At 59.7% G+C, this 25,130-nt stretch carries 20 protein-coding genes; 11 read left to right on the plus strand and 9 right to left on the minus strand.

Annotated elements, in window-relative coordinates:
- Positions 1-49 precede the first annotated feature (49 nt).
- From ppsA to AABM55_RS09760, 9 genes are all read left to right on the plus strand, one after another.
- Complete coding sequence (ppsA, locus tag AABM55_RS09720) at positions 50-2,425, plus strand: phosphoenolpyruvate synthase (protein ID WP_054593256.1); 2,376 nt, start codon at positions 50-52, stop codon at positions 2,423-2,425.
- A 101-nt stretch (positions 2,426-2,526) separates the two neighbouring features.
- Complete coding sequence (locus AABM55_RS09725) at positions 2,527-3,516, plus strand: alpha/beta fold hydrolase (protein ID WP_347929424.1); 990 nt, start codon at positions 2,527-2,529, stop codon at positions 3,514-3,516.
- Positions 3,517-3,616: 100 nt separating this feature from the next.
- Positions 3,617-3,916 carry a Rieske (2Fe-2S) protein gene (locus AABM55_RS09730; RefSeq protein WP_054593254.1) on the plus strand — a complete coding sequence of 100 codons (300 nt, stop codon included), beginning with the start codon at positions 3,617-3,619 and terminating at the stop codon, positions 3,914-3,916.
- 84 nt (positions 3,917-4,000) lie between these two features.
- A complete protein-coding gene (gene rraA, locus AABM55_RS09735) occupies positions 4,001-4,492 on the plus strand; it encodes a ribonuclease E activity regulator RraA (RefSeq protein WP_054593253.1) in 492 nt (163 codons plus the stop codon).
- A gap of 26 nt (positions 4,493-4,518) precedes the next feature.
- On the plus strand, positions 4,519-5,514 hold the full coding sequence (locus tag AABM55_RS09740; protein ID WP_103315376.1) for a zinc transporter ZntB: 996 nt from the start codon (positions 4,519-4,521) through the stop codon (positions 5,512-5,514).
- 63 nt (positions 5,515-5,577) lie between these two features.
- Entirely contained in the window at positions 5,578-5,823 is a 246-nt protein-coding gene (locus AABM55_RS09745) for a hypothetical protein (protein ID WP_054593251.1), read from the plus strand.
- Between the two features lie 2 nt (positions 5,824-5,825).
- Positions 5,826-6,650: a mechanosensitive ion channel domain-containing protein gene (locus tag AABM55_RS09750; protein ID WP_054593250.1), complete on the plus strand. Its 825-nt coding sequence runs from the start codon at positions 5,826-5,828 to the stop codon at positions 6,648-6,650.
- Positions 6,651-6,740: 90 nt separating this feature from the next.
- Positions 6,741-7,331, plus strand: coding sequence for an RNA polymerase sigma factor SigX (gene sigX / locus AABM55_RS09755; RefSeq protein ID WP_075949123.1), 591 nt, complete (start codon positions 6,741-6,743; stop codon positions 7,329-7,331).
- A gap of 107 nt (positions 7,332-7,438) precedes the next feature.
- Complete coding sequence (locus AABM55_RS09760; RefSeq protein ID WP_347929425.1) at positions 7,439-8,413, plus strand: OmpA family protein; 975 nt, start codon at positions 7,439-7,441, stop codon at positions 8,411-8,413.
- 105 nt (positions 8,414-8,518) lie between these two features.
- On the opposite strand, the gene cobA is transcribed toward AABM55_RS09760, so the two are convergent.
- The 8 genes from cobA to AABM55_RS09800 form a co-directional block, all read right to left on the minus strand.
- A complete protein-coding gene (gene cobA / locus AABM55_RS09765; protein WP_054593248.1) occupies positions 8,519-9,292 on the minus strand; it encodes a uroporphyrinogen-III C-methyltransferase in 774 nt (257 codons plus the stop codon).
- Positions 9,293-9,302: 10 nt separating this feature from the next.
- Positions 9,303-12,020, minus strand: coding sequence for a molybdopterin-dependent oxidoreductase (locus tag AABM55_RS09770; protein ID WP_347929426.1), 2,718 nt, complete (start codon positions 12,018-12,020; stop codon positions 9,303-9,305).
- Positions 12,020-12,337: a nitrite reductase small subunit NirD gene (nirD, locus tag AABM55_RS09775; RefSeq protein ID WP_054593246.1), complete on the minus strand. Its 318-nt coding sequence runs from the start codon at positions 12,335-12,337 to the stop codon at positions 12,020-12,022. Before nirD ends, AABM55_RS09770 begins: the two co-directional genes overlap by 1 nt.
- Positions 12,334-14,787, minus strand: a complete 2,454-nt coding sequence (gene nirB / locus AABM55_RS09780; protein ID WP_054593245.1) for a nitrite reductase large subunit NirB — start codon at positions 14,785-14,787, stop codon at positions 12,334-12,336. The genes nirD and nirB overlap by 4 nt, the downstream gene beginning before the upstream one ends.
- A gap of 477 nt (positions 14,788-15,264) precedes the next feature.
- Positions 15,265-16,935: a bifunctional protein-serine/threonine kinase/phosphatase gene (locus AABM55_RS09785; RefSeq protein ID WP_347929427.1), complete on the minus strand. Its 1,671-nt coding sequence runs from the start codon at positions 16,933-16,935 to the stop codon at positions 15,265-15,267.
- A gap of 7 nt (positions 16,936-16,942) precedes the next feature.
- Positions 16,943-18,154, minus strand: coding sequence for a NarK/NasA family nitrate transporter (locus tag AABM55_RS09790; RefSeq protein WP_054593243.1), 1,212 nt, complete (start codon positions 18,152-18,154; stop codon positions 16,943-16,945).
- A 382-nt stretch (positions 18,155-18,536) separates the two neighbouring features.
- Positions 18,537-19,112 carry an ANTAR domain-containing response regulator gene (locus AABM55_RS09795; RefSeq protein ID WP_145015334.1) on the minus strand — a complete coding sequence of 192 codons (576 nt, stop codon included), beginning with the start codon at positions 19,110-19,112 and terminating at the stop codon, positions 18,537-18,539.
- Positions 19,113-19,127: 15 nt separating this feature from the next.
- The gene (locus AABM55_RS09800) at positions 19,128-20,339 is read right to left on the minus strand and encodes a CmpA/NrtA family ABC transporter substrate-binding protein (RefSeq protein WP_347929428.1); all 1,212 of its coding nucleotides are present in this window, start codon (positions 20,337-20,339) and stop codon (positions 19,128-19,130) included.
- 393 nt (positions 20,340-20,732) lie between these two features.
- Here AABM55_RS09800 and AABM55_RS09805 point away from each other — a divergent pair, with 393 nt between their 5' ends.
- A complete protein-coding gene (locus AABM55_RS09805) occupies positions 20,733-21,752 on the plus strand; it encodes a quinone-dependent dihydroorotate dehydrogenase (protein ID WP_054593241.1) in 1,020 nt (339 codons plus the stop codon).
- 307 nt (positions 21,753-22,059) lie between these two features.
- Here AABM55_RS09805 and AABM55_RS09810 read toward each other — a convergent pair whose 3' ends face one another.
- Positions 22,060-22,275, minus strand: a complete 216-nt coding sequence (locus AABM55_RS09810; RefSeq protein ID WP_003223300.1) for a ribosome modulation factor — start codon at positions 22,273-22,275, stop codon at positions 22,060-22,062.
- A gap of 545 nt (positions 22,276-22,820) precedes the next feature.
- Here AABM55_RS09810 and rlmKL point away from each other — a divergent pair.
- Positions 22,821-25,091 carry a bifunctional 23S rRNA (guanine(2069)-N(7))-methyltransferase RlmK/23S rRNA (guanine(2445)-N(2))-methyltransferase RlmL gene (gene rlmKL / locus AABM55_RS09815; protein WP_054593240.1) on the plus strand — a complete coding sequence of 757 codons (2,271 nt, stop codon included), beginning with the start codon at positions 22,821-22,823 and terminating at the stop codon, positions 25,089-25,091.
- The last annotated feature ends 39 nt before the right edge of the window (positions 25,092-25,130 follow it).

Genomic DNA, 25,130 nt, shown 5'->3' on the forward strand with positions numbered 1-25,130 from the left:
AGCTGCCAGCGCCCTGAGCTTTTCCAACACAGTTAGTGGAGAGATCACCTTGGTAGAGTACGTAGTTTCCCTCGATAAGCTCGGCGTCCAGGATGTAGAGCATGTGGGGGGCAAGAACGCATCCCTGGGCGAGATGATCAGTAATCTTGCAGGTGCCGGTGTATCGGTCCCGGGTGGCTTCGCCACGACGGCTCAGGCTTATCGTGATTTTCTCGAATTAAGTGGTTTGAACGACCAGATCCACGCAGCCCTCGACGCGCTGGACGTCGACGACGTGAACGCCCTGGCGAAAACCGGTGCGCAAATCCGTCAATGGATCATGGAAGCCGAGTTCCCGGAGAAGCTCAACGCCGAAATCCGCACCGCGTTCGCCACGCTGTCGGCCGGTAACCCGGACATGGCCGTGGCCGTGCGCTCTTCGGCAACGGCCGAAGACTTGCCGGACGCTTCCTTCGCCGGTCAGCAGGAAACCTTCCTGAACATCCGCGGCGTCGAAAACGTCATTCGCGCTGCCAAGGAAGTATTTGCTTCCCTGTTCAACGACCGTGCCATTTCCTACCGCGTACACCAGGGCTTCGACCATAAGCTGGTTGCCCTGTCGGCCGGCGTACAGCGCATGGTCCGTTCGGAAACCGGTACTGCCGGCGTAATGTTCACCCTCGATACCGAATCCGGCTTCCGTGACGTAGTGTTTATCACCGGCGCCTACGGCCTGGGCGAAACCGTCGTACAAGGCGCGGTGAACCCGGATGAGTTCTACGTCCACAAAGGCACGCTGGCAGCCGGGCGTCCAGCGATCCTGCGCCGTAACCTGGGCAGCAAAGCCATCAAGATGATCTACGGCGACGAAGCCAAGGCTGGTCGTTCGGTCAAGACGGTCGATGTCGACAAGGCCGAGCGCGCACGTTTCTGCCTGACCGATGCTGAAGTCAGTGAACTGGCCAAGCAGGCGATGATCATCGAGAAGCACTACAAGTGCCCGATGGACATCGAATGGGCCAAAGACGGTGACGACGGCAAGCTGTACATCGTTCAGGCTCGCCCTGAAACCGTGAAAAGCCGTACCCACGCCAACGTCATGGAACGTTACCTGCTGAAAGAAACCGGCACCGTGCTGGTGGAAGGTCGCGCCATCGGCCAGCGCATCGGCGCCGGTAAAGTGCGCATCATCAAAGACGTTTCCGAGATGGACAAAGTCCAGCCGGGCGACGTTCTGGTTTCCGACATGACCGACCCGGATTGGGAACCGGTCATGAAGCGCGCCAGCGCCATCGTCACCAATCGTGGCGGCCGTACCTGCCACGCGGCGATTATTGCGCGTGAGCTGGGGATCCCGGCCGTCGTGGGTTGCGGTAACGCCACCGAACTGTTGAAAGACGGCCAGGGCGTGACCGTTTCCTGCGCTGAAGGCGACACCGGCTTCATCTTCGAAGGCGAGCTGGGCTTCGACATCAAGAAAAACTCCGTCGACGCCATGCCGGAACTGCCGTTCAAAATCATGATGAACGTCGGTAACCCGGATCGCGCCTTCGATTTCGCGCAGTTGCCGAACGCCGGTGTGGGCCTGGCCCGTCTGGAGTTCATCATCAACCGCATGATCGGCGTGCACCCTAAAGCACTGCTGAACTACGACGGCCTGCCGTTGGAAATCAAGGAAAGCGTCGACAAGCGCATTGCCGGATACAACGATCCGGTCGGCTTCTACGTCGAGAAACTGGTCGAGGGCATCAGCACTCTGGCTGCCGCGTTCTGGCCGAAAAAGGTCATCGTGCGTCTGTCGGACTTCAAGTCCAACGAATACGCCAACCTGATCGGCGGCAAGCTCTACGAGCCGGAAGAAGAAAACCCGATGCTGGGCTTCCGTGGCGCTTCGCGTTACATCAGCGAGTCGTTCCGTGACTGCTTCGAACTCGAATGCCGTGCGCTGAAGCGCGTGCGCAACGAGATGGGCCTGACCAACGTCGAAATCATGGTGCCGTTCGTCCGTACCCTGGGCGAAGCCAGCCAGGTTGTGGAGCTGTTGGCCGAAAACGGCCTGGCCCGTGGCGAAAACGGTCTGCGCGTCATCATGATGTGCGAACTGCCGTCCAACGCGATCCTTGCTGAAGAGTTCCTCGAGTTCTTCGACGGTTTCTCCATCGGCTCCAACGACCTGACCCAGCTGACCCTGGGCCTGGACCGCGACTCCGGGATCATCGCGCATCTGTTCGACGAGCGTAATCCAGCGGTCAAGAAGCTGCTGTCCAACGCGATTCAGGCCTGTAACAAGGCCGGCAAATACATCGGTATTTGCGGCCAGGGCCCTTCCGACCACCCAGACCTGGCCAAGTGGCTGATGGAACAGGGTATCGAAAGCGTTTCGTTGAACCCCGATTCCGTACTGGAAACCTGGTTCTTCCTGGCTGAAGGTCAGGCTGAGGTCTGATCCGTGAATGAAGCCCGGGTCGGCTACACTGCTGACACGGGCTTTAAGATTCAAGTAGGGCGGGCTCCGGTGGACGCCGCCCTTTTTTGTGCAAGAGCATTATGCAAAGCAGCAGCAACCTGTTTCCTGTCGCCTTGATCAGCGCCGAGCGTCGCGGCGATCTGAGCGAGGACGTCTATCGTTTGAAACCCGGCAACAGCCCGGACGGCACCGTAGAACTGGCGGTTACCCGCCTGGGTATGGCCGATGAGCCCGCCGTGCGTGGCGTTCCGGTGATTTTGCTGCATGGCAGCTTTTCCAATCGGCGTTTCTGGTTTTCCCCCAAAGGCCTTGGTCTGGGCGCCTATCTGGCGCGTGCCGGCTTTGATGTGTGGATACCGGAAATGCGCGGTCACGGCTTGTCCCAGCGCAACCAGAACTATCGAAAGAACCGCGTTGCCGACTATGCCCGTTACGATCTGCCGGCGATTGCTGCGTTCGTTCGTGAGCAAAGCGCTCAGGTTCCGCACTGGATTGGTCATTCACTGGGCGGCATCACTCTGGCGGCAGCGCTGGGTGGTCAGTACCTGGGTGAGCCTGCCGTGGCCTCTGCGGCATTTTTTGGTACGCAGGTCAGTCGCACCTATTGGCCGTTGAAAATTCCCCCGGTGGAGTGGAGCGGGCGGTTCATCCTGAAGCGTTTCGCGCAAATTTCGGGCTCTCGCCTCAAGCGTGGTCCGGAGGACGAGCCGATAGGCCTGGCCCTGGAGGGCATGCGCTGGTATGGCCTGTTCGGACGCTTTGGCGATGCCGAGAAAGACTGGTGGGCCGGGCTGGCGGAGGTTCAGGTGCCGGTCCTGGGCGTCAGCGCGACCAGCGATCATCAGGACCCGGATTGGGCGTGCCGCAAGCTGTTCGATCAGATCGGTTCCGAGCACAAGCAGTTCGTCTGCCTGGGGCGCGAGCAGGGTTTTTCGGATAATTTCGGGCATGTTGAAATGCTTGTCAGCAAAGCTGCTCAGGCCGAAGTCTGGCCGTTGGTGCAGCGCTGGCTGACAGATCCGCAGGCGCCGTTGTTGGCTGACAAGCCGAGTTTGGCGACAGCAGTCTGAGTACGAATGCTCTGACAAGAGCGTTTCACTCCGATCAGCGAACGGCTAAGATATGACGCATTGAGCTGTTCTGGTCACAAACGGTTGTTGAGTCGACCTTATGTTCGTACCACTTGAGCGTCTGATCAATCTGAATGAAGGTTATCGGCGGACGTTCCAGGTTGAAGGGCGTAGCCTGCTGCTGTTGGTGCTGGATAATCAGCCGTTGTTGCTGATAGACAGCTGCCCGCACCAAGGCTCGCCGCTCGGCAGCGCGACATTGTCGGGAAATATCCTGCGTTGTCAGCGCCACGGTATCGAGTTTCAGTTGCCCAGCGGCGTGCCGGTACAGGCACAGTGCCCTGGCTTGAGTATGCTGAAGGTGGCTTACAAGGGTGATCGCGTCGGGATCGATGTTTAACCGTGGCGAATACACGTTCAATACCGTAACCCCTGCGATTTTCGACAGCCCACGATCTGTTCTTTCTCTTACAGGAGTTTCTCGATGAACCATTACCTTACTCCCGACCTGTGTGATGCCTACCCGGAACTGGTGCAGGTGCTTGAGCCGATGTTCAGCAATTTTGGTGGCCGTGACTCCTTTGGCGGCGAAATCGTTACCATCAAGTGCTTCGAAGACAACTCGCTGGTCAAGGAGCAGGTCGAGCACAAAGGGAATGGCAAGGTGCTGGTGGTTGATGGCGGTGGTTCGCTGCGCCGCGCATTGCTGGGCGACATGATCGCCGAGAAAGCCGTGAAAAACGGCTGGGAAGGGCTGGTTATCTACGGCTGCATCCGTGATGTCGACGTTATCGCGCAAACCGACCTGGGCGTGCAGGCGCTGGCCAGTCACCCGATGAAAACCGACAGGCGTGGCGTTGGTGAACTGAACATTGCGGTAACCTTCGCCGGCGTGACTTTCCGTCCGGGTGAATACATTTACGCGGACAATAACGGCGTGATCGTCTCGCCCAGTCCGCTGAAGATGCCAGAATAAACAGCCGATTCAAGCCAGGGGTGAGGATGTTCGAGGAAGAAAACGCGCAGTGGGGGCTGGTGCATGCCCTGGTGCTGGATGGTAAAGGTGGTGCGCGTTGGCTTGCCCGGACTGAACTGGATGACCTGCAACTGCAACCTCATGAAAGCCTTTGGCTGCATTGGGACCGTAGTCACCCGCAAACTCAGACCTGGTTGCGTAAATCCAGCGGTCTGAGTGAGTTCAGCTGTGACCTGCTCCTCGAAGAGAACACCCGGCCGCGCCTGTTGGCGCTGCCGGACTCCGAGTTGTTGCTGTTTCTGCGCGGAATCAACCTCAACCCGGGTGCCGAGCCTGAAGACATGGTGTCGGTGCGGATCTTCGCCTCTGCTCAGCGGGTCATTTCCCTGCGTTTACGCCCGTTGCGCGCCACCGATGAGTTGCTGGTGCAACTGACTGAGGGCAAGGGGCCGAAAACCACCTCCGAACTGGTCCTTTATATGGCTCAGTACCTCACCCATAAAGTGCAGGATCTGGTCAGCGATCTCTCCGAAATCGTCGATGACGAAGAAGAAAAGCTGGATGCCGACGAACGGTATACTCCGGAGCATGGCGCCATTGTGCAGATCCGTCGGCGAGCGGCCGGACTGAAGCGCTTCCTTGCTCCGCAGCGGGATATCTTCGGCCAACTGACGCGGATAAAACTGCCATGGTTTGTCGACGATGACGGCGACTACTGGAACGAATTGAACAACAGCCTGACGCGTTACCTGGAAGAGCTGGAATTGACCCGGGAGCGCGTGGGGCTGGTGCTTGAGACTGAAGACCGGCGTTTGAACGTGCACATGAATCGCATCATGTACCGCTTCGGGATCATCACCGGGATCTTTTTACCGATGAGTTTTCTGACCGGTTTGCTCGGGATAAACGTCGGCGGAATTCCTTTTTCCGGGAACCCTTATGGCTTCGTGATTGCCTGCCTGATGATGGTGACAGTAGGGGTGGGGCAGTGGTGGTTGTTCCGGCGTTTGCGCTGGGTATGAGGGAGAACCATGTGACCCGAAGAATTTTGATCGCGTCTTTCACAGATATCACGAGAGGTGCGTATGCACGATCCGTTTGAACAGTCCTTGCGCGACATGCTCAAGGCATCACCGTCCACCCGTGACGACGATGCCTGTCTGGGGCGTGTGCTGAAAACCGCCAACCGCCAGGTTGGTGCCGGTGATCTGTTCAGTCTGCTGGGCCGCTGGCTGCCCGCGCTGATGATCGCCCTGAATAACGGATCGGCCCATGTCATGCCGGTTTCCCGTCATAAACCTGCTGCCCGCACTGCTGATAAGGCTGATTGAATATGGAACTTGATCTCTGGACTCAGAGCCTCGTCACGGCAATGACCGCGTTGTGGACCAAGGTAGCGAACTTCATTCCGAACCTGTTCGGCGCACTGGTAGTGCTTCTGCTGGGGTTTGTCGTGGCCAAGCTGCTCGACACCCTGCTCTCGAAATTGCTTGCAAAACTGGGCCTGGATCGCTTGATGGGCGGTACCGGCTTGACCAAGCTGCTGTCCCGCGCAGGGCTGCGGGTGCCGATTTCTACGCTGATCGGCAAGATCGTTTATTGGTTCGTTTTGCTGATTTTTCTGGTTTCTGCTGCAGAATCCCTTGGCTTGGAGCGAGTTTCGGCTACGCTCGACATGCTGGCACTGTATTTACCGAAAGTATTTGGTGCCGCGCTGGTGTTGCTGGTGGGCGTATTGCTCGCTCAATTGGCCAACGGGCTGGTGCGTGGCGCCGCAGAAGGCGTAGGGCTGGATTACGCATCGGGCCTTGGACGTATCGCTCAGGGCCTGGTGATCATCATCAGTATTTCGGTTGCGATCAGTCAGCTTGAGGTCAAAACAGACCTGCTGAACCATGTGATCGTGATTGTCTTGATTACCGTTGGTCTGGCAGTTGCCTTGGCCATGGGGTTGGGAAGCCGGGATATCGCCGGTCAGATTCTTGCTGGAATCTATGTGCGTGAGTTGTATCAGGTTGGGCAACAAGTGCGTGTTGGTGAGGTCGAAGGTCAGATCGAAGAGATCGGCACGGTTAAAACTACATTGCTGACCGATGAGGGTGAGCTAGTCTCACTTTCCAATCGGATCCTCCTGGAACAGCATGTTAGTAGCCGCTAACCCGGCAAACCCTGCTAATGTATGCCGCCGCAAAATGCCCGATACGATGGGCTGCGGCGGACATTGACCTGACTGTCGGCCCGACTTGTTTTGAATAAAGCCCAATCGCTATCCATGCGCTACGACCCCCGCGAGCTCTCTGATGAGGAGTTGGTCGCGCGCTCGCACACGGAGCTGTTTCACGTGACGCGCGCCTACGAAGAGCTGATGCGGCGTTATCAGAGAACATTATTTAACGTTTGTGCACGGTATCTTGGGAACGATCGTGATGCAGATGATGTCTGTCAGGAAGTGATGTTGAAGGTGTTGTACGGTCTGAAGAACTTCGAGGGTAAATCGAAGTTCAAAACGTGGCTCTACAGCATCACGTACAACGAATGCATCACTCAGTATCGGAAGGAACGGCGTAAGCGTCGCTTGATGGATGCTTTGAGTCTGGACCCCCTTGAGGAAGCGTCTGAAGAGAAGGCGCCGAAACCTGAGGAAAAGGGTGGACTTGATCGCTGGTTAGTGTATGTGAACCCGATTGACCGAGAAATTCTAGTGCTACGATTTGTCGCAGAGTTGGAGTTTCAGGAGATCGCGGACATCATGCACATGGGTTTGAGTGCAACGAAAATGCGGTACAAACGCGCTCTTGACAAATTGCGTGAGAAATTTGCGGGCATCGCTGAAACTTAGTTCAGCGCAAATATTTCTTACGTGTAGGCAAGTTCTGATAGACTTGCCGCCGAGTTGTCCCCCGGTTTGCGGGACTGCTTTACAATCACCAGATGGGGATTTAACGGATGAAACTGAAAAACACCTTGGGCTTGGCCATTGGTTCTCTTATTGCCGCTACTTCGTTCGGCGCTCTGGCACAAGGCCAAGGCGCGGTCGAAGGGGAAGCATTCTGGGGCAAAACCTGGAACCACAGCGTCGATTCCTACGAGAACGGCCGCACTCCTGGCGTCTCGATCGGCTACTTCCTGACCGATGACGTGTCTGTGAACGCGACCTATCGCAAAGACGAATACACCCGTTCGGACACCGATACTGGCAACCAGCGGATCAAAGGCGATCACTTCGGTCTGAAATCCCAGTACCACTTCGGTACCGTAGGCGACGCTATCCGTCCTTACGTTGAAGGCGGTGTATCCCACGGCAGCATGACCAACGTCGCTGCTGACGGTCACACTGGTCGTGACAAGTCCACCTACCTGACCACTGGCGCTGGCGCCAAGTGGTACATGACCGACAACCTGTACGCTCGTGCTGGCGTTGAAGCCGACTACAAGCTGGACAACGGTCGTTGGGACTACCAGGCTCTGATCGGCCTGGGTGTTAACTTCGGCGGCACTGGCGGCAAAGTTGCTCCAGCTCCAGTAGCTCCGGCACCGGCTCCAGAGCCAGTTGCAGAAGCTCCAGTTGCTGAAGTTGTTCGCGTTCAACTGGACGTGAAATTCGACTTCAACAAGGCTGTTGTTAAGCCAAACAGCTACGGCGACGTGAAGAACCTGGCTGACTTCATGAAGCAGTACCCGAACACCACCACCGTAGTTGAAGGTCACACCGACAACGTCGGTCCTGACGCTTACAACCAGAAGCTGTCCCAGCGTCGTGCTGACGCTGTTAAGCAAGTTCTGGTCAAAGACGGCGTTGAAGCTAACCGCGTTCACTCGGTTGGTTATGGCAAGTCCCGCCCAATTGCTGACAACAGCACTGAAGCTGGCCGCGCTGCAAACCGTCGCGTAGAAGCGCAGGTTGAAGCTACCGCTAAGTAATTAGCCTGGTAGTTCGGAAAAGCCCGGCTTAGGCCGGGCTTTTCTTTGTCTGCGATTTAGCTTTTTGAAAGATCGTTCGAGCGCGGTCCGAGCCTTTGAGGGCACTTACGCCAGGTTAGCGTTCCAGAACTCTTCTCTAGAAGCTGTTGCAGGCTGCGATCTCTTGGCATTGTCACTGGCAGCCACCGCACCGATCACCAGGATCGCCGGGCTTTTCAGTTGGAAGCTGTGGGCGGCTTCCTGCATTGCCGTCAGGTTGCTCCGACATTCGCGCTGGTGAGGCAATGAAGCGTTTTCAATCATCGCCACGGGCGTATCAGCCGCCATCCCACCGGCGAGCAATTGCTCGCCAATTGAGCTCAGTTTCGCTACGCCCATGTAAATCACCAGTGTCGTACCGCTTTGGGCCAAGGCTCGCCAGTTAAGCTCGCTGTCGTCCTGAGTGTGCGCGGTGACCAGGGTTACGCCGCGGGCAACGCCGCGCAGGGTCAGGGAAATATCGCATTGCGTTGCGCCGGCCAGGCCTGCGGTGATGCCATTGACCAACTCCACTTCAATCTCGCGCTCGCGCAGCCACTGCGCTTCTTCACCGCCACGCCCGAAAATGCACGGATCGCCGCCCTTGAGCCGCACCACACACTTGCCTTGGCGGGCATAACGCAGCATCAAGCGATGAATGAATGCCTGCGGAGTAGAGCGACAGCCACCACGTTTGCCGACCGCAATGATCCGTGCCTGCGGGCAATGCACCAGCACTGCGTCGTTGACCAGGTCATCGATCAGCACTACATCGGCTTCGTTCAGCGCCCGTACAGCTTTGAGGGTCAGCAATTCAGGGTCACCCGGACCTGCGCCTACCAACCAGACTTTTGCGCTCATGTTCTATTCCTCACAAGGTGATTGCGATGGGCTGCACATTGGCCGCCAACAGACGCTTGATTTCCGGGACACAGGAACCGCATTGCGTGCCGCAACCGAGTTGTTGTTTCAGGCCCTGCAAATCCAGGCCACTGCGAATGCCGGCGCACACCGCGCTTTCGCTGACGTTCTTGCAGTTGCACAGAGTTTTCGTGGTGCTGACGGATGAGCCCGCACTGCCGGGTGGTGTGCTCAACGGTGCCAAGAGCCAGCGCCGCAGTTGTTCGTCGGCGCGGCCTTCCAGCCAGAGGTTTTGCAGCCAGTGTTGGGCAAGGGTTTCACCGGCCAGGCGAATGGCGGTAATCCGGCCCTGTTCGATGCGCACGCGTTTGCCAATGGCGCGCCGTGGATCGTCGTAAGCCAGGACCGGGCCATCGTTGAGTCCCAGTTGCTGATCGATGGCATGCAGCCGCTGCGGGTCGGGTGCCTGGGCGCTGGCAGCGCGTATCAGCAGCGCCGGGCGTTCACGGCCGGCCAAGCTGAGGCTGACGTAGGAAAAGTCCTCACAGAGAGGTCGTAAGGTCTCGAAATGCTGCTGAACATCGCCCTCAACCAGTGCGAACAAATGCCATGGCAGCTTTACCGGCTCGATACGCACGCCGCTGTGCTTGAGTTCGGGTTGCTTCGACAGGGGGTCGAATGCCGGCTGCGTGAGCGTATTGACGCCACCCTTGAGGAAACGGTCTCCCCAGTGCATCGGCAGAAACGCCTGGCCCGGGCGCACACTGTCATCACTGCCGACCGCAACGATCACGCTGCCTCGACGGCTTTTGAGGTTGACCAGATCGCCGGTCTGCAGTCGATAGCGACGCAGTTCATCAGGGTGCAGGCTCAGCAGGGCTTCGCTGACGTGGCCGAACAATTGTGCAGCCGTGCCAGTGCGGCTCATGCCGTGCCATTGATCGCGCAGGCGCCCGGTGATCAGGGTCAGCGGAAAGCGTGCGTCACGCTGCTCTTTGGCCGCGCGATATGGATCGGCGACAAACTGTGCACGGCCGCTCTCGGTAGGGAAAATCCCGTCCGCGTAAAGCCGTGGCGTTCCGCTCGAGGCGCCGTCCGGGAACGGCCATTGCTGCGGGCCGAGGCGATCGAGCAGCGCATGGCTGATCCCGCAGAGGTCCAGATCGCGTCCGCGTGTCAGTTGTTTGTATTCATCGAAGACCTGCGCCGGTTGTTCGAAAGTAAACAGGCTGGGCTGTCCTGGACGCAGGCGCCGCTCCAGGCGTTGTGCGAAATCCACAGTGATCGCCCAGTCCGGGCGCGCTTCACCCGGTGCGTTGATGGCGCGGCGAACATGGGAAATCCGCCGTTCGGAGTTGGTCACCGTGCCTTCTTTCTCACCCCAACTGGCGGCCGGCAGCAGCAGGTCGGCAAACGGCGCGGTTTCGGTGGTGCGAAAGGCTTCTTGCAGCACCACGAATGGGCAAGCCTGCAATGCAGCGCGCACGGTTTGCTGATCCGGCAGCGACTGCGCAGGGTTGGTGCAGGCGATCCACAATGCTTTGATCTTGCCGCTCTGGACCTGTTCGAACAGTTCAATGGCGGTTAGCCCTGTGGTGTCAGGTAGTTTTTCGACACCCCAGTAAGCCGCCACTTCGGCGCGATGTTGCGCATTGGCTGCTTCGCGATGGCCAGGCAGCAAGTTCGACAAACTGCCGGTTTCGCGCCCGCCCATGGCATTTGGCTGACCGGTAAGCGAGAAGGGGCCGGCGCCCGGCCGACCGATTTGCCCGGTGGCCAGGTGCAGGTTGATCAGTGCACTGTTTTTTGCGCTGCCGGCAGTGGACTGGTTCAGCCCCATGCACCATAGCGAGAGAAAACTGCTTGAGGTGCCGACCCACTCGGCGCATTGCTGCAGCTGTTCAACGCTGATCCCGCAAAGTTGCGCGACCATTTGCGGGGTGTAATCGCGTACCAGGCTTTTCAGCTCGGCCAAGCCTTCGGTGTGCGCCTTGATGAACTCACGGTCGACCCAGTCTTCCCACAACAGCAGGTGCAAAATTCCGTGGAACAGCGCGACATCGGTGCCCGGCAGAATGGCCAGGTGCAGGTCGGCGAGGTCACAGGTGTCAGTACGTCGAGGATCAATGACGATGACTTTCATCTGTGGTCGGCGGGATTTGGCTTCTTCCAGTCGGCGAAACAGCACCGGATGGGCGTAGGCCATGTTGCTGCCGACAATCATCACGCAATCGCTCAGCTCAAGGTCTTCATAGCTGCATGGCGGGGCGTCGGCGCCCAGGCTGCGCTTGTAGCCGACCACTGCCGACGACATGCAGAGTCGCGAATTACTGTCGATGTTGTTGGTGCCAACCAGCGCCCGGGCCAACTTGTTGAAGGCGTAATAGTCTTCCGTCAGCAATTGCCCGGAGATATAGAACGCCACACTGTCCGGGCCGTGCTCGGCGATGGTGTCGGCGAAAACGCTGGTGGCGTGATCGAGGGCGGTGTCCCAATCGGTACGGCTGCGGGCCATACCTTTGCCGAGGCGCAGTTCCGGGTACAGCGCCCGTGCCGCGAGGTCGCCGGTGAGGTGCAGGGTCGAGCCTTTGCTGCACAGCTTGCCGAAGTTGGCCGGGTGCGTCGGGTCGCCGCTGACGCCGAGGATCTGCTCGCCGTCATGCTCGATCAGTACGCCGCAGCCCACCCCGCAATAACAGCAGGTCGAGGCGGTCGTCTGGCGGCTCATCAGCCTGCTTCCCGCAGAGCCAGCATGACCCGACCGTTCTCCACCCGCGCCGGATGGTGATGGGCGCAACCGACATCAGGCGCCAGGGCCTGACCGGACTCCAGGTCGATCTGCCAGTTGTGCAACGGGCAGGCGACGCGTTTACCGTAGATCAGTCCTTGGGACAGCGGTCCACCCTTGTGTGGGCAGCGGTCGTCGAGAGCGAAAACCTCGTCGTCACTGGTGCGAAAAATCGCGATGTCACCTTTGGGGCCGCTGACGATGCGCGAGCCCAAGGCGTTGATTTCTTCGAGTGCGCAGATATCCAGCCAGTTCATGCCGGCACCTCCAGGTTTTTCACGGGGATCACATCGAACTCCTTCTTCAGCAATGGCTGCTCAAGGCGTTCTTTCCATGGGTCCTGCTCGAACGACAGGGAGAATTGCAGCCGGTCGTTGAGCGCTTTGCGGCGCTCCGGGTCTTCCAGCACGGCTTTCTTGATGTGCTCCATGCCGACCCGTTGCAGGTAGTGCACGGTGCGCTCGAGGTAGAAGGCTTCTTCGCGATACAGCTGCAGGAACGCGCCGTTGTACTCGCGCACCTCTTCGGCGGTTTTCAGTTTGACGAAGAATTCCGCGACCTCGGTTTTGATCCCGCCGTTGCCGCCGATGTACATCTCCCAGCCAGAGTCGACGCCGATGATGCCGACGTCCTTGATCCCGGCTTCCGAGCAGTTGCGTGGGCAACCAGAGACCGCCAGCTTGACCTTGTGCGGCGACCACATGTTGAACAGGTCATGCTCCAGTTCGATGCCCAGTTGCGTGGAGTTTTGCGTGCCGAAGCGGCAGAACTCGCTGCCGACGCAGGTTTTCACCGTGCGGATCGATTTGCCGTAGGCATGGCCGGACGGCATGTCGAGGTCCTTCCAGACGCCAGGCAGATCCTGCTTCTTGATCCCCAGCAAGTCGATGCGCTGGCCGCCCGTGACCTTGACCATGGGCACGTTGTACTTGTCGGCCACATCGGCAATACGCCGCAGCTCCGAAGGATTGGTCACACCGCCCCACATCCGTGGGACTACAGAGTACGTGCCGTCTTTCTGGATGTTGGCGTGGGCCCGTTCGTTGATCAGCCGTGATTGCGGATCGTCCTTGGCCTCGCCTGGCCATGTGGAAATCAGGTAGTAATTGAGCGCCGGGCGGCAGGTGGCGCAGCCATTCGGGGTGCGCCAGTTCAGGTAGCTCATGGTCCCGGCGATGGTCAGCAGATGCTCTTCGCGGATCGCCTGGCGGATCTGTCCGTGGTTGAGGTCGCTGCAACCGCAGATGGCTTTTTCACTTTTCGGTTTGACGTCCGCCGCGCCGCCGACGGTGTTGATCAGGATCTGTTCCACCAATCCGGCGCAGGAGCCGCAGGAGCTGGCCGCTTTGGTGTGTTTCTTGACCTCATCGACGCTGAACAGCCCGTGTTCCTGAATCGCCTTGACGATGGTGCCCTTGCAGACGCCATTGCAACCGCAGACTTCGGCGTTATCAGCCATGCTCATGGCTTTGTCCTGGCCTTGATGGCCTACATCCCCCAGAGCGTTTTCGCCGAACATCAGGTGATCGCGGATCTCGCCGATGGCGTGGTTCTCGCGAATCTGCCGGAAATACCAGCCGCCATCCGCGGTGTCGCCGTACAGACAGGCACCGACCAGCACGTCATCCTTGATCACCAGTTTTTTATAGACCCCGCCGATCGGGTCGGAGAGGGTGATGGTTTCGGTGCCTTCGCCGCCCATGAAGTCGCCAGCGGAGAACAGATCGATGCCGGTGACTTTCAATTTGGTCGAGGTCACCGAGCCCGAATAGCGGGCAAACCCCAGTTGCGCCAAGTGGTTGGCGCAGACCTTGGCCTGCTCGAACAGTGGCGCTACCAGGCCGTAGGCGATGCCGCGGTGACTGGCGCATTCGCCGATCGCATAGATGCGCGGGTCATAGGTTTGCAGGGTGTCGTTGACCAGAATCCCGCGGTTGCACGGGATGCCGGATTTTTCCGCGAGTTCGGTATTGGGGCGAATGCCGGCAGCCATCACCACCAGGTCAGCGGGAATGATGTCGCCGTTCTTGAACTGCACCGAGCCGACCCGGCCATTGCCGGCGTCGTGCAGGGCCTGGGTCTGTTCGCACAGGCGAAAGTGCAAGCCGCGTCCTTCCAGGGCGGTTTGCAGCAACTGGCCGCTGGTTTTGTCCAGTTGCCGCTCCAGCAACCACTCGCCGAGGTGCACCACGGTCACGTGCATGCCGCGCAGCATCAGCCCATTGGCCGCTTCAAGGCCGAGCAGGCCGCCGCCGATGACTACCGCGTGCTTGTGGGTCTTGGCGGTGTCGATCATGACCTGGGTGTCGGCGATGTCGCGGTAACCGATGACGCCTTCCAGGGTATTGCCCGGAATCGGCAGGATAAACGGCGTCGAGCCGGTAGCGATCAGCAGCCGGTCGTATTCGGCTTCGCTGCCGTCTTCGGCGATGACCCGGCGTTTGACCCGGTCGATTTCCACTACCTTGCGGTTGAGCAGCAGTTTGATGTTGTTTTCCAGGTACCAATCAAGATCGTTGAGCACGATCTCTTCAAAGGTCTGCTCACCTGCCAGCACCGGCGAGAGAAGAATGCGGTTGTAGTTGGTATGAGGCTCGGCGCCGAAGACCGTGATGTCATACAGCTCGCTGCTCAGCTTGAGCAATTCTTCCAGGGTGCGAACCCCGGCCATGCCATTGCCGATCATCACCAGTTTTAGTTTTTTCATCAGGTTCTCCGGGGAGCTCAGGCTTGCCTCATCAGGGCGGTCAGGCTGGCTCGACAAATTTTGCGCAAACAAAAAAAGGCGTCCCGCTAGTTACCTAGCGAGGACGCCTTTGTCCTGGTCCCGTTCTCTCGGGAAGCACACCCTTCGTCGTTGAAGGCCGGGCTTTATGTCTGTTGGAAAAGGTAATGCAGTGGTCGTGCCAAATCGGGGGAGGGCGCGGTTTTGTTGGGGCGCGGGCGCTGTCAGTCAGTATGTGTCTTACGTTTCTGCACCAATTCAAGGCGCGTCGCACAGTCATGGCGCGGTGAGGGCCTGTGGCGAGGGGGCTTGCCCCCGTTGGGTTGCGAAGCGACCCTCAAACCTTCAATCGCGGTGTTTCAGGCAGGCCACGGTCTCAGGTTTTACGAGTGCTGCGCACTCGAACGGGGCGGTGCGGCGTTCCGACAAGCCCCCTCGCCACAGGGAGTCGTGTTTGACTCAGGAATGGAGCAGCAGATACAGCAACACCAGATTGATCAACAACGACACCAGCGCCAACGTCCGCCACACCTTCAACGGTTCACGTTCCAGCAACGGCCTGGGCCGTACACTCAAACTGCGCCGTTCGCCTTGTTCCAGCAGCAGCAACCATTCCTCCGCCGTTTCATAGCGTTGCGCCGGGTCGGCGCACACCGCACGCTCCAGGCTTTGTCCCAGCCAGTCGGGTAAATCCGGCCGATAACGATTGGCGTTGATTGGCAGGCCAAAGCGCGGACGTTGAAAGGCTTCGATTTCGCCGTAGGGATAATGCCCGGTGGCCAGGTAATAAAGCGTCACGCCGACGGCATACAGATCCTGTTGCGGTGTCGGTGGACTCCCGTTGAACGCTTCCGGGGCGATATAACTCGGGGTGCCCGGCAGCGCGTTCGATTGGTCTTCGGATAAACCGGTGCAGTATGCCAGGCCGAAATCCAGCAGCCGTAACTCACCGTCCTCAGACAGCAGCAGGTTTTCCGGTTTGATGTCGCGATGGAAGATCTGCCGCCGATGCAGCATGCCCACCGCCCGCAGCAAACGTTCGGCCAGTTGTTGCCATTGGGGCAGCGGCAACGGGCCGTTTTGCGCGAACAGCTCGGCCAGGGTCACCCCCGGATACTCGCGCATCACGTAATACAGGTGCTGACGTTGCGCCGCCGGGTGAACTTCCGGAAAGCTTCGACCGGCAACGCGCTTGAGAAACCACTCTTCAGAGAGCAGCGCCTGGGCGGCCGTGGTGTCGTTGTTCAACGATGAGGGAAGCGTCTTCAGTAGCCAGGGCTGTTGCTGCCCATCACGAACACGGTAAATCAGTGACTGCTGACTTTGCCCGAGCAGCCTCTCGACGTGCCAGCCCTCGAAGGCCTGACCGGGTTTGAGCGGCGGTGGCAATGGCCATTGCTGCAGCTGGATCAGCGTATCGCCGATGCTCGTTTCGCCAAGGGCGTCGACTCGTACCAGCAGCGCGCTGGCGTTGTCCTGACTGCCGGCCAGGTGAGCGGCGTTGACCAGAGTTTGCGCCGCGCTGTCTAGGTCGGGTTGATCGCGCAGAATGGCCGCGATGGCGGTGTCGCCCAGCGTCGCCCAAACGCCGTCGCTCAGCAGGACGAAGCTCTCACCGGCGCGCAATTCACCATCGAGAAAGTCCAGCACCAGATGCTGATCCAGTCCCAATGCGCGCTTGAGCACATGCTGCATGCCCGGTTGTTCCCAGACGTGGTCCTCAGTGATGCGCTGCAACTGGTCGGCGTGCCAGCGATACACCCGACAATCGCCAACATGCGCCAACGTGAAGCGACGACCGCGCAGCACCAGCGCGCTGACGGTGGTGAGCAATGGCTGGCCGCCGCCATTGGCCTGCAACCAGCGATTCTGCGCCAGCAGCAGACGGTCCAGCGCTTGCGCCACAGCCCAGGTTTGCGGCGTGGCGTAGTAATCGAGGGCCAAGGCCTGCAAGGTTGCCCTGGCTGCGAGCCCGCCATCGGCGCATTGACTGACGCCGTCGGCGATGGCGAACAGAAACCCCTTGCTCGCCGCCAGTTCAGCGGCGGGCGTGACCAGGCGCAGGGCGTCCTGGTTTTCGTCCCGTGGGCCGATGGCGCTGGCCTCGGCGAAGCTCAATTGCAGGCTCATTGGCGCATCATACCCGCGCGGCGGTCACAGCAGCCGAACCCCAGGTGGTTCTCCAGCGGCGCTTGACCCCGTGCAGGCCAAACCAGGCCAGGACACCGAGGCTGGCGAACAACCACAAAGCCAGTTGATAGCTGCCGGTGCTCTGCTTGATCGCACCCATGCCTGCCGCGAGGGCGAAACCACCGATGCCGCCTGCCATGCCGATCAACCCGGTCATCACGCCGATTTCGCGGCGAAAGCGTTGTGGCACCAGCTGGAACACCGCACCGTTACCCGCGCCAAGGCCGAGCATGGTGCAGACGAACAGTGCCAGCGCAGCGTAAGAGCTGGGCAGGTTGAAACCCACGGCAGCAATGCAGGTCGCGGCCAGCGTGTACATCACCAGCAAGGTGCGAATGCCACCGAAACGATCCGCCAGTGCACCACCGAGTGGCCGCATCAAACTGCCGCCGAACACGCAGGCTGCGGTGTAGTAGCCAGCGGTGACCGGGCTCAGGCCGTATTGGTCGTTGAAGTAGCCGGGCAGGGCGCTGGCCAGGCCGATGAAGCCGCCGAAGGTCACGCTGTAGAAAAACATGAACCACCAGCTGTCGCGGTCACCGAGGGCCTTGAAGTAGTCAGTCATGGATTTGGCTTTCGGCCGTTCAGGTGCGTTTTTCGCCAGCCAGGCGAAGATAATCAGCGTCAGGATCAGCGGGATCAGTGCAAAGCCAAAGACGTTGCTCCAGCCAAACGAGGCCGCCAGCATCGGGGCGATCAGCGCAGCGAATACCGTGCCCGAGTTGCCCGCACCGGCGATGCCCATCGCCTTGCCTTGATGCTGTGGCGGATACCACTGCGAGGCCAGGGGCAGGGCGACCGCGAACGAGGCGCCGGCCATGCCGAGGAACAGGCCCAGCAGCAGCGCTTGTTCGTAGCTGTGGATGCCCAGCTTCCAGGCGCCAAACAGGGCGCAAATCACGATCACTTGACCGATCAGCCCGGCGGTTTTCGGTGACAGACGATCTGCCAGCAGTCCCATCACGAAGCGCAGGAACGCCCCGGCCAGAATCGGCGTGGCCACCACGAGCCCGCGTTGCTGGGTGGTCAGGTGCAAGTCGGCGGCGATTTGCACTGCCAGTGGACCCAGCAGGTACCAGACCATGAAGCTCAGGTCGAAATACAGAAAGGCCGAGAAGAGTGTCGGGGTATGGCCGGATTTCCAGAAGCTTGAATTCATCGCGCACCTCAGCTGTGAAGAGTCTCGAAGGGAGTCATGAGCTTTGCGGTGGCGCGCCGCGACGGCCGCACCACCGGCCCCGGGCTGTGGGGCCAAAACGAAAAAACGCCGCAACCCGCTGCACTTGCGCGAAAGGGGTATGCGACGTCTTTGTCGTAGGTGGGGCAACCGCCGTTGGTTACCTGTGTGGTTTACCTAGCGAGATCTGTGCCAATAACTAGCTATTGTGGCGAGGGAGCTTGCTCCCGTCGGCCGGTCCGCGCTCGGGCGGATCAGTCGTGATCTGGCTGACGGGCTTTAACTGACACTATGCGCTGGCGGGTTTTTGGGGGGGGCGCTTCGCACCCCAGCGGGAGCAAGCTCCCTCGCCACAAAGGTCGGCTCAGCCCAGCAATTCGCTCATGGCAATGATCTGTTCGGCCACCTGGATCAGCTTCTGCTGACGGCTCATGGCCTGGCGGCGCATCAGGGTGTAGGCCTGTTCTTCATTGCAGTCCTTCATTTTCATCAGCAAGCCCTTGGCCAGTTCAATGCGCTTGCGCTCGGCCAGTTGCTGGTCGCGGGCCTGGAGTTGGGCACGCAAGGCCTGATCGCTTTCAAAGCGTGCCATGGCCACGTCGAGGATCGGTTGCAGGCGCGCGGCATGAATGCCTTCGACGATGTAGGCGCTGACGCCGGACTTGATTGCCTGGCGCATCACGTCCGGGTCGTGCTCGTCGGTGAACATCACGATGGGCCGTGGCTGGTCGCGGCTGACCAGCACCACTTGCTCCAGCACATCACGGCTCGGTGACTCGGTATCGATCAGGATCACGTCCGGACGCACCGTTTCGACGCGCGCAGGCAGGTCGATGGTCAGGCCTGATTCATCGATCACCTCAAACCCGGCTTCGGTCAGCGCGGCCTTGAGCCGCCCGACCTTTTTCGCGGTGTCGTTGATCAGCAGGATACGCAACATATTTGCAGCCTCCTGTCAGCGGCGGGCGAGAAGAGCGGGGGTGTCGGCCATGGCGTGCAGCTTGAAGCTGCGGGCATACGCCGCCGGGTCCGAGCCATTCCATATTTTACCGTCGATCAACTGGCTGCTGCGCATTTCCTGATCCCGGGCCGCGATGCCCAGCGCACTGGCGGCATCGCGATAGACACCAAGTTGCTGGACCTGACGCGCCACCTGCAGATAGTCCGGGTCTTCGCGCAGCAGGCCCCAGCGCCGGAATTGAGTCATGAACCACATGCCGTCGGAAAGGTACGGCAGGTTGACGTCGCCACCGCCATGGAAGCGCAACGCGTGAGGGTCCTGCCAGCGATTGCCCAGGCCGTCGGCATAATCGCCCAGCAAGCGCGGTTCGATGCAGTCGAGCGGTGCATCCAGGTATTCGGCAGCACTCAATAGTTGCGCGGTGCTGCGGCGGTTTTCGGTACTTTGCTCGATGAAGCGACTGGCCTCCAGGATCGCCATGACCAGTGCCCGTGCGGTGTTCGGGTATTGCTCGACGAAGGCGCGGGTGCAGCCGAGGACTTTTTCCGGGTGGTCGGGCCAGATGGTCTGGCTTGTCGCCAGGGTGAAGCCGAGGTTCTGCTTCACCGCACTGGCGCTCCAGGGTTCGCCGACGCAGAAACCGTCGATCCGTCCGGCCTGCAAGTGCGCGACCATTTGTGGCGGTGGCACCACGACGCTGTCGACATCCTGCAACGGATGGATGCCCTGGCTCGCCAGCCAGTAATACAACCACATGGCGTGGGTGCCAGTGGGGAAGGTCTGGGCGAAGGTGAGTTTTGGGCGACTTTGGTGCACGTGACGTTCCAGCGCTTCAGGACCGGTCACGCCCAGCGCTTGCAGGCCATGAGAAAGGTTGATGCTCTGGCCGTTCTGGTTCAGCCCCATCAGCACGGCCATGTCCGTCGCGGCGACGCCGCCGATGCCCAGATGCACCGCATAGATCAAACCATAGAGGCTGTGGGCGGCATCCAGTTCACCGCTGACCAGTTTGTCCCGCAGGTTGGCCCACGACGACTGGCGCTTGAGGTTCAGGGTCAACCCGTAGGGTTGGGCGAAGCCCTGAGTCGCCGCAACCACCACGGATGCGCAGTCGCTCAGGGCCATGAAACCGAGGTTGATCGCGGTCTTTTCCGGGGCATCGCTGCCATTGACCCAGGCCAGCGGTCCTGCTTCAGGTTCAGTCATCACATAAGCACCTTGCATGAAAAAAGCGCCGTACCCAGGCCCCAAGTGCAAACCAGGCCAGGTGACGACGCCGTTGTCCTTTTTAATCGTTACCTGGCACGCATCCCGCCATTGGCATGGGTGCCGATGTGAGTACCAGTGCAAGGCATATGCCATGCAGGCCGTGTGAAAACTACTGCACTCGACAATCCTGCGTTAAAAACAGGCTCGGAATGCTCATTTACAACCCGTAAACTCCGCTTCCTCGCCTGTTTTTGCCTTGTCTTGCCTTCGCTCGCTACGTTTTCACACGGCCTGCACTGATGGCTGATTTCATCACGCACCTCGCTTGCGACCCCGATGCACGGCTATAATCGCCGCCTTATTTCGCCGCCAACCGAGTCAAATCCGCCCATGTATACCCTGGCCCGCCAACTGTTGTTCAAACTCTCCCCGGAAACCTCCCACGATCTGTCCCTGGACCTGATCGGCGCAGGTGGGCGTTTGGGTCTCAATGGCTTGCTGTGCAAGGCGCCAGCGCAGTTGCCAGTGAATGTCATGGGCCTGGACTTCCCGAATCCGGTGGGGCTGGCGGCCGGTCTGGACAAGAACGGCGCAGCGATCGATGGGTTTGCGCAATTGGGTTTTGGCTTCGTTGAAATCGGCACCATCACCCCGCGTCCGCAACCGGGCAATCCAAAGCCACGGATTTTCCGCTTGCCGCAAGCCGAGGCGATCATCAACCGCATGGGGTTCAACAACCTCGGCGTCGATCATCTGCTGGCGCGTGTGGCAGCGGCCAAATACAAGGGCGTGCTGGGGATCAACATCGGCAAGAACTTCGATACGCCGGTTGAGCGTGCGGTCGACGACTACCTGATCTGCCTGGACAAGGTTTACGCCCACGCCAGTTACGTGACGGTCAACGTCAGCTCGCCGAACACCCCGGGCCTGCGCAGCCTGCAATTTGGTGATTCGCTCAAGCAACTGCTCGAAGCCTTGCGTCAGCGTCAGGAAGATCTGGCTCAACGCCACGGCAAGCGTGTACCGCTGGCGATCAAGATTGCACCGGACATGACTGACGAAGAAACCGTTCAGGTGGCACAAGCGCTGATCGACACCGGGATGGACGCGGTGATTGCGACCAACACCACCCTGAGCCGCGTAGGCGTCGAAGGCATGGAATACGGTGACGAGGCGGGCGGCTTGTCCGGCGCTCCGGTGCGCGACAAGAGCACTCACACGGTCAAGGTGTTGGCAGCCGAGTTGGCCGGGCGTTTGCCGATCATCGCGGTGGGCGGTATTACCGAAGGCAAGCACGCGGCTGAGAAAATCGCTGCGGGCGCCAGTCTGGTGCAGCTCTACTCTGGCTTCATTTACAAAGGCCCTGCGTTGATTCGCGAATCGGTGGATGCCATCGCCGCCCTGAGATAACCCCAACCCACGTGGCGAGAGGCCTTTGTGGCGAGGGAGCTTGCTCCCGCTGGGGCGCGAAGCGGCCCTAAAATCAGCAAATGCGGTGCATCAGGAATAACGCGGTGTCTGGATAGGGGCCGCTTCGCTGCCCAGCGGGAGCAAGCTCCCTCGCCACACAGTATTTCATCGTTGGTTTTGAGTTGATTGCAGGAATAAAAAAGGGCTCCTCGAAGGAGCCCCTGGGCCGAAGCCCGCCGTCCGGAGAGGACGTGCGTGGTTAAGTCGTTACATATTCAGATTTTCGTGTCGGAGTGTGTGCCCTGTTTTAGCCGACGGCGTGAAGTTCGTTGAGTCTATGGATTCCCGCAGTGCCGGTCATACCGTCCCAGTTGTCGCCGCGTCCTTCTCGCCAGCCGTTGATCCAGGCTTGGCGTACCGACGGTAGAGTAAAGGGGCAAAGCTCACGGGATTTTCCACCAACGCCATATTGATATCCGCGCAAAAATGCTCTTTCCAACGGATCACGCTTAAGTCTTCTCATAGGGTGTTTCCCTCACTTGTTGACTGTATTTGTCGCGTCGACCTCGATTGAGGTCAGGCAGAAAAATTTCTGCCGTTGGTGGCTCGCTGCCGGCGTCACGAGCCAAGGTGTTGACGTCGTTGCGGCGTCAACCTGTGTTGAGTTCTAACCAATGCGTCACATCGAGGGAATGATCGTTTTGTCATAAGGACGTAACGATAATGATGCTAAGGCCATAAGTAACACGATGTAATTCCCGTGTTCATTGACCAAAGCTCGCTATGATCAGCCTTTCACTGGATGATGAGGCTAATGATTGAGTAAAAATGTCCACCCGTTGCACTCGGGTACTATTCGACGAAGGGTCGAGTTATGACATTTTGTTGCACAGAATTTTTTATCTGCCCTGGCATCTAAGCTCATTCAACCGGTTGGTTGGGTGAGCGGCCAGGGTGGGGCGGCACACTTTCGTGCCACGCGAGCGCTCTTCAAGAAAAGCGCTTGATTGAAAACCGAGCGGTCAATGCGTTGCCCGTTCACTTATTGCTAAAGGCCCTGGAACTCCCATGTCGGATCGTTACGAACTCTTCCTCACTTGCCCCAAGGGCCTCGAAGGCCTGCTGATCGAGGAAGCCGTCGGGCTTGGCCTTGAGGAAGCGCGCGAGCACACGTCGGCTGTGCGCGGCATGGCCGACATGGAAACGGCTTATCGCTTGTGCCTGTGGTCGCGTCTGGCTAACCGGGTGCTGCTGGTGCTCAAGCGTTTTCCGATGAAGGATGCCGAAGACCTGTACCACGGCGTGCTGGATATCGAGTGGCAAGACCACATGCTCAATGACGGCACCCTGGCCGTCGAATTCAGCGGTCACGGCTCGGGCATCGACAACACGCACTTTGGCGCCCTGAAAGTGAAGGACGCCATCGTCGACAAGCTGCGCACTCCATCGGGTGAGCGTCCGTCCATCGACAAGCTCAATCCGGACCTGCGCATTCACCTGCGCCTGGACCGTGGCGAAGCGATTCTGTCCCTCGATCTCTCCGGCCACAGCCTGCACCAGCGTGGTTACCGCCTGCAGCAAGGGGCGGCACCGCTGAAGGAAAACCTCGCGGCAGCGATTCTGATCCGCTCCGGCTGGCCGCGCATTGCGGCTGAAGGCGGCGCCCTGGCTGACCCGATGTGCGGTGTCGGTACATTCCTCGTCGAAGCCGCGATGATCGCCGCCGACATGGCGCCGAACCTGCGTCGCGAGCAGTGGGGCTTCACCGCCTGGCTCGGTCATGTGCCGGCGCTGTGGAAGAAACTTCACGAAGAAGCCGTCGCCCGCGCCGCTGCCGGCCTGGCCAAGCCGCCGCTGTGGATTCGCGGTTACGAAGCCGACCCACGGCTGATTCAACCGGGCCGCAATAACGTCGAGCGCGCAGGCCTGAGTGAGTGGATCAAGATCTACCAGGGTGAAGTCGCAACCTTCGAGCCGCGCCCGGACCAGAACCAGAAAGGCCTGGTGATCTGCAACCCTCCGTACGGCGAGCGTCTGGGCGACGAGGCAAGCTTGCTCTATCTCTACCAGAACCTCGGCGAGCGTCTGCGTCAGGCCTGCCTGAACTGGGAAGCGGCGGTGTTCACCGGCGCACCGGACCTGGGCAAGCGCATGGGGATTCGCAGCCACAAACAGTATTCGTTCTGGAACGGCGCCTTGCCGTGCAAATTGCTGTTGATCAAAGTACTGCCGGACCAGTTCGTCACAGGGGAGCGTCGTACCCCGGAGCAGCGTCAGGCCGAACGTGAGCAGGCGGCCTACGATCAGTCGCCGGCCGAGCCGCAAGAGCGCCAGTACAACAAGAACGGCAACCCGATCAAACCTGCACCGGCGCCGGCTCCCGTTATTGAACAGCCACGTCTGAGCGAAGGCGGGCAGATGTTTGCCAACCGCCTGCAAAAAAACCTCAAGGCGCTGGGCAAGTGGGTCAAGCGTGAAGGTATCGACTGCTACCGTGTCTACGATGCCGACATGCCGGAATACTCCATGGCCATCGACCTGTATCACGACTGGGTCCATGTTCAGGAATATGCGGCGCCGAAATCGATTGATCCGGAAAAAGCCTCGGCACGGATGTTCGATGCGCTGGCAGCCATTCCGCAGGCCTTGAACATCGACAAAAACCGCGTGGTCGTCAAACGTCGCGAGCGTCAGAGCGGCACCAAGCAGTACGAGCGCCAGAGCGCGCAGGGCAAGTTCACCGAGGTGAACGAAGGCGGCGTGAAGTTGCTGGTCAACCTGACCGACTACCTCGACACCGGCCTGTTCCTGGATCACCGTCCAATGCGTCTGCGGATTCAGAAAGAGGCGGCCGGCAAGCGCTTCCTCAACCTGTATTGCTACACCGCAACCGCCAGCGTTCACGCGGCCAAGGGCGGTGCACGCAGCACCACCAGTGTCGACCTGTCGAAAACCTATCTGGATTGGGCGCGTCGCAACCTGTCGCTGAACGGTTTCTCCGACAAGAACCGTCTGGAGCAGGGCGACGTGATGGCCTGGCTGGAAGCCAACCGTGACGAGTTCGACATGATCTTTATCGATCCGCCGACCTTTTCCAACTCCAAGCGCATGGAAGGGATCTTCGACGTGCAACGCGACCACGTGCAGTTGCTGGACCTGGCCATGGCCCGCCTCGCGCCGGGTGGTGTGTTGTATTTCTCCAACAACTTCCGCAAGTTCCAGCTCGAAGAAAACCTCACGGCGCGCTATGCCGTCGAGGAGATCACCGCACAAACCATCGACCCGGACTTTGCCCGCAACGGCAAGATCCATCGCGCCTGGAAAATCATGGCGCGCTGAGGCCTGATTGGATCCACAGAGCCTTGATTTTTCGAGGTT

Origin of the sequence: Pseudomonas helvetica (assembly GCF_039908645.1) — a bacterium.
In the GTDB taxonomy this organism is placed as follows: domain Bacteria; phylum Pseudomonadota; class Gammaproteobacteria; order Pseudomonadales; family Pseudomonadaceae; genus Aquipseudomonas; species Aquipseudomonas helvetica.

What these genes read in the sequence shown, in the direction of transcription:
- AABM55_RS09760 (WP_347929425.1), top strand. Translation starts at nt 7,439, where the DNA reads ATGAAACTGAAAAACACCTTGGGCTTGGCCATTGGTTCTCTTATTGCC.
- nirB (WP_054593245.1), bottom strand. Translation starts at nt 14,787, where the DNA reads ATGAAAAAACTAAAACTGGTGATGATCGGCAATGGCATGGCCGGGGTT.
- AABM55_RS09790 (WP_054593243.1), bottom strand. Translation starts at nt 18,154, where the DNA reads ATGAATTCAAGCTTCTGGAAATCCGGCCATACCCCGACACTCTTCTCG.
- AABM55_RS09725 (WP_347929424.1), top strand. Translation starts at nt 2,527, where the DNA reads ATGCAAAGCAGCAGCAACCTGTTTCCTGTCGCCTTGATCAGCGCCGAG.
- rraA (WP_054593253.1), top strand. Translation starts at nt 4,001, where the DNA reads ATGAACCATTACCTTACTCCCGACCTGTGTGATGCCTACCCGGAACTG.
- rlmKL (WP_054593240.1), top strand. Translation starts at nt 22,821, where the DNA reads ATGTCGGATCGTTACGAACTCTTCCTCACTTGCCCCAAGGGCCTCGAA.
- nirD (WP_054593246.1), bottom strand. Translation starts at nt 12,337, where the DNA reads ATGAACTGGCTGGATATCTGCGCACTCGAAGAAATCAACGCCTTGGGC.
- AABM55_RS09730 (WP_054593254.1), top strand. Translation starts at nt 3,617, where the DNA reads ATGTTCGTACCACTTGAGCGTCTGATCAATCTGAATGAAGGTTATCGG.
- AABM55_RS09805 (WP_054593241.1), top strand. Translation starts at nt 20,733, where the DNA reads ATGTATACCCTGGCCCGCCAACTGTTGTTCAAACTCTCCCCGGAAACC.
- AABM55_RS09750 (WP_054593250.1), top strand. Translation starts at nt 5,826, where the DNA reads ATGGAACTTGATCTCTGGACTCAGAGCCTCGTCACGGCAATGACCGCG.
- AABM55_RS09795 (WP_145015334.1), bottom strand. Translation starts at nt 19,112, where the DNA reads ATGTTGCGTATCCTGCTGATCAACGACACCGCGAAAAAGGTCGGGCGG.
- AABM55_RS09745 (WP_054593251.1), top strand. Translation starts at nt 5,578, where the DNA reads ATGCACGATCCGTTTGAACAGTCCTTGCGCGACATGCTCAAGGCATCA.
- AABM55_RS09770 (WP_347929426.1), bottom strand. Translation starts at nt 12,020, where the DNA reads ATGAGCCGCCAGACGACCGCCTCGACCTGCTGTTATTGCGGGGTGGGC.
- AABM55_RS09810 (WP_003223300.1), bottom strand. Translation starts at nt 22,275, where the DNA reads ATGAGAAGACTTAAGCGTGATCCGTTGGAAAGAGCATTTTTGCGCGGA.
- AABM55_RS09800 (WP_347929428.1), bottom strand. Translation starts at nt 20,339, where the DNA reads ATGACTGAACCTGAAGCAGGACCGCTGGCCTGGGTCAATGGCAGCGAT.
- cobA (WP_054593248.1), bottom strand. Translation starts at nt 9,292, where the DNA reads ATGAGCGCAAAAGTCTGGTTGGTAGGCGCAGGTCCGGGTGACCCTGAA.
- AABM55_RS09785 (WP_347929427.1), bottom strand. Translation starts at nt 16,935, where the DNA reads ATGAGCCTGCAATTGAGCTTCGCCGAGGCCAGCGCCATCGGCCCACGG.
- AABM55_RS09740 (WP_103315376.1), top strand. Translation starts at nt 4,519, where the DNA reads ATGTTCGAGGAAGAAAACGCGCAGTGGGGGCTGGTGCATGCCCTGGTG.